Source organism: Cypionkella sp., assembly GCF_030652235.1.
In the GTDB taxonomy this organism is placed as follows: domain Bacteria; phylum Pseudomonadota; class Alphaproteobacteria; order Rhodobacterales; family Rhodobacteraceae; genus Cypionkella.
In genome coordinates, this window is record NZ_JAUSBA010000025.1 from 44,519 (window position 1) to 52,081 (window position 7,563).

Genomic DNA, 7,563 nt, shown 5'->3' on the forward strand with positions numbered 1-7,563 from the left:
CAATCGTTGCGAAGATTTTACATTGTCAATAATCCATCCCAATGGCTACGATCTGCCCAAGAGATTGGGAGGAGCCCGCATGTCTACCGGCACAACGCGCCTGACGATGAGCCAAGCGCTGGTGCGCTGGTTGACCGCGCAGATGACCGAAATTGACGGCCAGTGCGTGCCGCTGTTTGCGGGCGTGTTCTGCATCTTTGGTCATGGCAACGTGACCTGTCTGTCCGAAGCTTTGGCGGCCGTGCAAGACCGGCTGCCGACATGGCGCGGGCAGAATGAACAGTCGATGGCATGGGCCGCGATTGGCTTTGCCAAGGCGAAGCGGCAGCGTCAGGTCATGATTGCCACCTCTTCGATTGGGCCGGGGCGCTGAACATGGTGATGGCGGCGGGCACTGCCCACGCCAACCGCCTACCGGTTCTGTTGATCGCGGGCGACACGTTCAGCGACCGCCTGCCCGATCCGGTGCTGCAACAGGTGGAGCATTACAGTGACCCGACGCTGACGGTGAACGATACCTTCAAGGCGGTCACCCGGTACTGGGATCCCATCACCCATCCGGCGCAGATTATCTCATCCTTGCCGCAAGCTGTGGCGGCGATGCTGGACCCTGCCGATTGCGGCCCGGCCTTTATTGCCTTGCCACAAGATATGCAGGAATTGACGTTTGATTGCCCCGAAGTGTTCTTTGAGGAGCGTCTGTGGACGATTCCTCGCCCGCGCGCCGACCGCAGCGCTTTGGCGCAAGCGGTTGATCTGCTGAAATCCGCCAAAGCGCCGCTGATCATCGCAGGCGGCGGCGTGCGCTATTCCGGAGCCGAGGCGGCGGTCGCCGAATTTACCGCTGCGCGCGGGATTCCGGTGGTTGAGACGAATGCAGGCAAGGGCGGCCCGACGCATTATCATCCGGTGCATTGCGGCCCGCTTGGAATTATCGGATCGACCTCTGCCAATGCTTTGACTGCTGGGGCGGATGTTATCGTGGCGATAGGCAGAAGGTTGCAGGATTTCACCACAGAATCATGGACCGCCTTTGCGCAAGACGCCCGCTTTATCAGCATCAACGCGGCCCGCTGCGACGCCACCAAACACCGGGCTTTGGCGGTGGTGGGGGATGCCTTGGAAACCGTCATCGAGTTGAACGTGGGCCTTGGCGAGTGGCACGCCGACCCCGCCTACCTGCCCCGCGCCAAGGCGTTGGTTGCCGATTGGGATGCGCTGCTCGATAGCCACCAGGCCTCCACCAACACGCCCGTTCCGACCTATGCGCAAGTCGTTGACCAAGTGAACATCGCCGCCGGCGAACATGACACGCTGATTTCTGCCGCTGGCGGCCTACCCGGCGAAGTTGCCAAAAGCTGGCGAGTCAAAGCCCCGCAAACTTGTGATCTGGAGTTTGGGTTTTCCTGCATGGGCTACGAGATTGCCGCAGGCTGGGGCTGTGCGATGGCGCAAAGCGGCCCCGGAACAGTAGGAGGGACGCCTATCGTCATGCTCGGCGATAGCACCTATATGATGATGAATTCTGACATCTATTCTTCGGTGCTGTCGGGTCACAAAATGATCATCGTGGTCTGCGACAAAGGCGGCCATGCAGAAATCAGCCGCCTGCAGCAGGCCAAAAGTGTGCCGGGGTTCAATAATTTGCTGAAAGATTGCCCTGTGCAGAAGCCCTCGGCCCCACTACATGTCGATTTCGCGTCCTATGCGGCGGCGATGGGGGCCGCCAGCCGCCAGGTCGAAAGCCTCTCTGACCTTGCCACAGCGCTTGAATGGGCCAAGACCACCGACCGCACCACCGTCATCTCGATCACCACCGACGCCTTTGCTTGGGTGCCCGATGATGCCAATTGGGATGTCGGCGTGCCTCAGGTATCCACCCGCAAGGGCGTGCGCCAAGCCCGCGCCCATCAGGAACAAATCCGCGCCAAGCAGCGCATTGGAGTTTGATATGAACACCAAATCCCCTCTGAAAGCCAAACTCGGCATCGCCCCTATCGCGTGGTGGAACGACGATCTGGCGGAACTGTCCGAAGATGTAACGCTAGAGGAATGTCTGCGGCAGGCGTCCGTGGCAGGCTTCACCGGCATGGAGACGGGCCGCCGCTTTCCGATGGATATGGCCGAGTTGGGGCCGATCCTGAACCGCTACGGCATTTCGGTCTGTGGTGGTTGGTTTTCTGGCACCGTGCTGGACGATGGCATTGCGCTGAACAAAGACCGTATCCGCGCCCAAATGGATTTCTTCATCGCCGCAGGCGCGCCCTGCATCGTTTACGGCGAAGTTGCCCGCTCGATCCAAGGCGACCGCTCTAAACCCTTCGCCAGCAAACCCAAGCTGTCCGAAGATCAAATCCGCGCCTATGCCCATGACATGACCACCTTTGGTGAATGGTGCGCCGAGCAGGGCATGCCTTTGTCCTATCATCACCACATGGCGGCGGTGATTGAGACCGAGGCTGAACTCGATCTGTTCATGAAACACTCCGGCGCGGGCATCCCGCTGCTGTTCGATGCAGGCCATATGGCTTTTGCCGGTGGCGATGTGCTGCGGGTGTTGGACAACCATCACAAACGCATCAGCCATGTGCACTCAAAGGACGTGCGGATGCAGGTGATAAACGGCTTGGATCGCTCGCGTGAGAGTTTTCTCGATGCGGTGATGAAAGGCGCGCTTACCGTGCCGAACGATGGTTCGCTTGACTTTGAAACCATCGTCAAGCGCTGTGCTTCTTACGGCTATGAAGGCTGGTTTGTGGTTGAGGCCGAGCAAGACCCCAATATCTCGCCGCCGTTAGAGATGGCGCAAAAGGGCCATAGAGAACTGCTGCGCGTCATGGCAGCGGCAGGATATGAGGTTGTGCAATGACATTTTCCGGCAACCGCATGGACGGTAAAATCTGCGTAGTCACCGGGGCGACGCAGGGGCTTGGTGCTGCCATCGCACACCGCTTGGCCGCAGCGGGGGCGGCGGGCATCATCGTCACCGGGCGCAACGCTGCGCGCGGTGAGGCTGTGGCGCAAGCCCTTCACCAAACCCACGGCACCAAAACGCATTTCATCGTTGCCGATTTCGGCACGGTGGAGGATTGCCGGGCTGCCATAGCCCACACCGACCGCCTGTTTGGCCGCCTTGATGTGCTGGTCAACGCAGGGGCTTTGACCGATCGCGGCACCATTCTGGATACCTCCCCCGCGCTCTTTGACCGCATGTTTGCCGTCAACGTCCGTGGCCCGTATTTCTTGATGCAAGACACGATCAAGCTGATGATCCGTGATGGAATCCAAGGCGCGATCTACAACATCGGTTCCATTTCGGCGCTGGCGGGGCAACCCTTCATCAACGCCTATTGCGCCAGCAAAGGCGCGCTGACCACCCTGACCACCAACACCGCGTTTTCGGTGATGGCCAACCGCATCCGGGTCAATCAGTTGAACATCGGCTGGATGTCATCCGACCACGAACGCGAACTGCAAGCCGCAACGGGTGGCGCGGATTGGGAGGCTGAGGCCGCCGCCAAACTGCCGTTTGGCCGCTTGGTTGACCCCGCCGAGGCTGCGCGCGCGGTCAACTTCCTTGTCTCGGACGACGCTGGCCTGATGACCGGGGCTGTGGTCAACTTCGATCAATCGGTCTGGGGCGCAGTTGCGGGCGGGATGCCAGTGCCGGATGGCCCGATGACCCTGTAATCAGCGCGCTGTCACAATCGGAATGCGCGGCGCGCCTGCGGTGTTTTGCAGCCGCGCCGTCAAGGCCACCGTCAGGGCCCGCGCCAGACAGATCGGCGCCGACAAAGACCGCGGGAAAGTATATTCATGCTAGGGCACCGCGAACAACACCTGCGCGTTCTTCGTCAGCGGCGACAGAGTGTTGTCACTAATCGCCACAATCGGCACCCCCGCGCTGCGACATCCTCGACGATATTCACCACCTCGGCCGCGTAGAGCCGGAAGCTGACCGCAAACCGCAGATCGCCCGGCTGCATCGTCCGCGCCATATGCGTCGCCAAGCCGCCGCCGGGATCCAGCAAAACCACCCTTTTGCCCAGCATAGCCAGCACATAGCACAGCAAATCCACCACCGGGGCGGATCGAAGTTGCCCCAGCAGATAGATCGTATCCGCCACCTCCATCAGATCCACCACACGGGCGATTTGCGCCGCGTCAATCGAGGCCAGCAAATCCTGCAACGAGGTCAGATCCCGCACCACCAGATCGCGCAGAAAGCCGATCTCGGAATGATCTGCCCGCCCGCGCAGTTCGGCCTCCAATGCCCGCACACGCGCATCAAAACCGGGGGCTGCGGCGGACAGCCTGCGCTGAAACAACACCTGCAATTCCTTGAACCCGCAATAGCCCAAGGCCTGCGCGAACCGCACGAAGCTCGACGCATGCACGTCGCATTTCACCGCCAGCGCCGTGACGCTCAGCACCGCCACATCGTTTGGGTTCTGCGTCAGATAGCGCGCGATGATCGATAGGACTTGCTCAGGGCCTCATAGCGGTCATGGATCAGACGGATCAGGTTTCATGGCTGTGCGGAACATCGGCGTCTTGCATCTGGAAATCACCCTCTCCCCTGTTTCCTATGACAAAGCCGCGCGACTGCAACAGAATTTACCGCCACGCCCGCTGATGGCTTTTGACGAGACTTTGGCCCTGCCAAAGATCACACGCTTGACCAAACCAAGCCCCAACCCTATCGCGGATTTCATCCCGAAACCGCAGTTTACCCCCATAAGGATGCCCCAAGATGAGCAAACCAAAACTTCGCATCGGCCTGATTGGCACGGGCTTTATGGGCAAGGCGCATGTGTTTGGCTTCACCTCGGCCCCTCGGGTGTTCGAGCTTCCCTGTGATCTTGAATTGCACACGGTGGCCGATATCACGGATGAGGCGGCAGCGCGCGCGGCGCAGACTTTGGGCTTTGCCCATGCCACCGCCGACTGGCGCACCATCATGGCAGACCCTTCGATTGATTTGGTGTCGATCACCGCGCCGAACGCCCTGCACAAGGAAATGTCGCTGGCCGCGATTGCCGCTGGCAAGCATGTGTATTGCGAGAAACCGTTGGCCCCGATGGCGGCTGACGCCTTGGAAATGACCCTCGCCGCCGAGGCCCGTGGGGTGAAAACCCAAGTGGGTTTCAACTACCTGTGCAACCCGATGCTGGCCTTGGCCCGGGAGATAATTCAGGCGGGCGAGTTGGGCGAAATCCGTGGCTACCGTGGCCTGCACGCCGAAGATTACATGGCGGATGCCAACGGCCCCTATGGCTTCCGACACGACCCGGCGGGCGGCGGGGCTTTGGCCGATGTCGGCAGCCATGCCCTCGCCACCGCGGAATTCCTCTGCGGCCCTATCACCCGCGTGATGGGCGACGTTGTGACAATGATTGCCGAGCGTCCCGATGGCAAAGGCGGTCGCAAAGCCGTGACGGTGGACGATGTGGGCCGCGCTTTCCTGCGGTTTGAAAATGGTGCCACGGGCAGCATTGAAGGCAACTGGATCGCCACTGGCCGGAAGATGCAGCATGATTTTGAGGTCTATGGCACCAAGGGCGCGCTGGCGTTCAGTCAGGAACATTTCAACGTCCTCAATTACTTCTCTACCGCCGATGCGAAAGGCCGCCAAGGTTTCCGCCGCATCGAGGCTGGCCCGGATCATGCCCCCTACGGGTTGTTCTGCGTTGCCGCGGGTCATCAGATCGGCTTCAACGACCTGAAGGCGATCGAGGTCGCGGGCTACATCAATGCCATCGCCGGCAAAGCGTCCGAGCCGTTCAACTTCCGCAAGGGCCTGCGGATTCAGACCTTGGTGGAGGCCATACAAGCCTCGTCGCAACAGCAAAGCTGGCTCGACATCGCCTAGGGCGCAAAACCACCGTCCCCTGTCGCTGATCGGATTGACAGCGGCAGGCAAACGCCCTCTTTTAGCGGCGATGGTTCCGGCAGGTGCAAAGCTGCGTCGGATCAAAAGGGAATACGGTATGGTGTAGGCATTAGCCGCCAAATCCGTGACTGCCCCCGCAACTGTAAGCGGTGAGCGAACCTGCAAAGTCCACTGCCCCGACGGGGTGGGAAGGCGCAGGCAAGCCACGACCCGCGAGTCAGGAGACCTGCCATCATAGCCGAAACAACCGACCGGGCGGGGCGCCTGGGGAAGGATGCTATGATGACTATGTACGGGCCCCTGATGGCCCAAATCGCTGACATCCGTCAGAGCAACTCCTTTGTACAGAGGGGTTAAGCAATGATCCACCCCATATTGGAAGCGCGCGGCCTGTGCTGGGCCCCTCCGCGCAGGCCTGACATTTTGACCGACATCAACTTTGCGCTGGCTGAAGGCGACGTGATGGCGATTTGCGGTGCGAATGGCGCGGGCAAATCCTCTCTGCTGCGAATGCTCTACCGCTATGTCGCGCCCCGAAAGGGCACTGTCAGCCTGATGGGGCGCGATATCTGGCTGCACTCCGCCCGCGAAACCGCCCGCTTGGTCGCCGCTGTGCTGCAAGAACAGCCCACGGATTTCGCTCTGACCGCGCGGCAGATCGTGGCGCTGGGTCGCCTGCCGCATCGTGCGGGATTTGCCGCCGCCAGCCTGCGCGATGCCGAGGTGATCAGCGCCGCCCTCAGCCGCCTCGACCTTGACCGCTTCGCTGACCATGCCTTCGGCACGCTTTCGGGCGGTGAGAAACAGCGCGTCATGGTCGCCCGCGCCTTGGCGCAAGAACCCCGCGTGTTGATCTTGGACGAGCCGACCAACCATCTGGACATCCGTCACCAGCTTGAACTTCTGGCGCTTCTGCGCGGCCTTGGCCTCACGGTGATCTGCACCCTGCACGACCTCACCTTAGCGGCGCAATTCGCCGACCGAGTGTTGGTGCTGGCCAATGGCCGCGTGCTGTCCGACGGCCCGCCAGACCAAGCGCTGTCAGTGCATCACATCGCCACCGCCTTCAATGTCACCGCCCGCGTCGACCGTTCCGGTGCTTCGCCGCGCTTTTCCTTCCATCTTTAGGATTTCTCCATGAAACTCGCCCTGATTGCCCTGCTGCTCTCGGCCACCTCTGTCGCCGCTTTTCCCGTGACGGTGAAAAGCTGCAACCGCGAGGTGACCTTCGACGCCGCCCCCACCGCTGCTATTTCCAACGATGTGAACCTGACCGAGATGATGCTGGTGCTGGGCCTGCGTGATCATATGGTCGGCTACACGGGCATTTCCGGCTGGAAGACCCTCGATCCCGAAATGCGCGAAGGCGTGGCGGAACTGCCAGAACTTTCCGCTAAATACCCGACCAAAGAGGTGCTGGCGGGCGCAGATGCCGATTTCTTCTTTGCTGGCTGGGACTATGGCATGAAGGTCGGCGGCGAGGTGACGCCTGAAACGCTGGAGCCTTTGGGCATCAAAACCTATGAGTTATACCAACGGCCCTAGATATTGACCGTTGCCCAGTCTCTGGACATGATCGAGGTTATCGCTGCCGGTTCGTTCGCGAAGAAGTTCCAGGCTGCGGCGCATTGGTCGAGGATTTTATCGTAGCTGTCGAAGACGGTGTTGGC

General features: G+C 60.8%; 7 protein-coding genes, 1 pseudogene and 1 riboswitch. Of the genes and pseudogenes, 7 read left to right on the plus strand and 1 reads right to left on the minus strand.

Translation table 11 applies throughout. From position 1 onward, the window contains the following. Window positions 1-79: 79 nt before the first annotated feature. The 4 genes from Q7V03_RS23825 to Q7V03_RS07750 are packed head-to-tail and all read left to right on the plus strand — an operon-like array spanning window position 80 to window position 3,690. The gene (locus Q7V03_RS23825; RefSeq protein ID WP_370651088.1) at window positions 80-373 is read left to right on the plus strand and encodes a hypothetical protein; all 294 of its coding nucleotides are present in this window, start codon (window positions 80-82) and stop codon (window positions 371-373) included. After that, window positions 292-1,950, plus strand: coding sequence for a thiamine pyrophosphate-dependent enzyme (locus tag Q7V03_RS07740; RefSeq protein ID WP_370651089.1), 1,659 nt, complete (start codon window positions 292-294; stop codon window positions 1,948-1,950). The genes Q7V03_RS23825 and Q7V03_RS07740 overlap by 82 nt, the downstream gene beginning before the upstream one ends. 1 nt (window position 1,951) lies before the next feature. Continuing rightward, window positions 1,952-2,869, plus strand: coding sequence for a myo-inosose-2 dehydratase (gene iolE / locus Q7V03_RS07745; RefSeq protein WP_304925029.1), 918 nt, complete (start codon window positions 1,952-1,954; stop codon window positions 2,867-2,869). Continuing rightward, window positions 2,866-3,690: an SDR family oxidoreductase gene (locus tag Q7V03_RS07750; RefSeq protein WP_304925030.1), complete on the plus strand. Its 825-nt coding sequence runs from the start codon at window positions 2,866-2,868 to the stop codon at window positions 3,688-3,690. The genes iolE and Q7V03_RS07750 overlap by 4 nt, the downstream gene beginning before the upstream one ends. Before the next feature lie 164 nt (window positions 3,691-3,854). On the opposite strand, the gene Q7V03_RS07755 is transcribed toward Q7V03_RS07750, so the two are convergent. After that, a complete protein-coding gene (locus tag Q7V03_RS07755; RefSeq protein ID WP_304925031.1) occupies window positions 3,855-4,433 on the minus strand; it encodes a MurR/RpiR family transcriptional regulator in 579 nt (192 codons plus the stop codon). A gap of 320 nt (window positions 4,434-4,753) precedes the next feature. Here Q7V03_RS07755 and Q7V03_RS07760 point away from each other — a divergent pair, with 320 nt between their 5' ends. The 3 genes and pseudogenes from Q7V03_RS07760 to Q7V03_RS07770 all read left to right on the plus strand — a co-directional run. Then, entirely contained in the window at window positions 4,754-5,872 is a 1,119-nt protein-coding gene (locus Q7V03_RS07760; RefSeq protein WP_304925032.1) for a Gfo/Idh/MocA family protein, read from the plus strand. A 54-nt stretch (window positions 5,873-5,926) separates the two neighbouring features. Then, window positions 5,927-6,142, plus strand: a riboswitch (cobalamin riboswitch). Between the two features lie 111 nt (window positions 6,143-6,253). Next, on the plus strand, window positions 6,254-7,021 hold the full coding sequence (locus tag Q7V03_RS07765; protein ID WP_304925033.1) for an ABC transporter ATP-binding protein: 768 nt from the start codon (window positions 6,254-6,256) through the stop codon (window positions 7,019-7,021). Window positions 7,022-7,030: 9 nt separating this feature from the next. Then, window positions 7,031-7,423 (plus strand): annotated as a pseudogene (locus tag Q7V03_RS07770) (iron ABC transporter substrate-binding protein); the annotation flags it as partial. Window positions 7,424-7,563 lie beyond the last annotated feature (140 nt).

Coding starts and splice junctions, on each gene's coding strand:
- Q7V03_RS07760 (WP_304925032.1), top strand. CDS start 4,754: ATGAGCAAACCAAAACTTCGCATCGGCCTGATTGGCACGGGCTTTATG.
- Q7V03_RS07750 (WP_304925030.1), top strand. CDS start 2,866: ATGACATTTTCCGGCAACCGCATGGACGGTAAAATCTGCGTAGTCACC.
- Q7V03_RS07740 (WP_370651089.1), top strand. CDS start 292: ATGGGCCGCGATTGGCTTTGCCAAGGCGAAGCGGCAGCGTCAGGTCAT.
- Q7V03_RS07765 (WP_304925033.1), top strand. CDS start 6,254: ATGATCCACCCCATATTGGAAGCGCGCGGCCTGTGCTGGGCCCCTCCG.
- iolE (WP_304925029.1), top strand. CDS start 1,952: ATGAACACCAAATCCCCTCTGAAAGCCAAACTCGGCATCGCCCCTATC.
- Q7V03_RS23825 (WP_370651088.1), top strand. CDS start 80: ATGTCTACCGGCACAACGCGCCTGACGATGAGCCAAGCGCTGGTGCGC.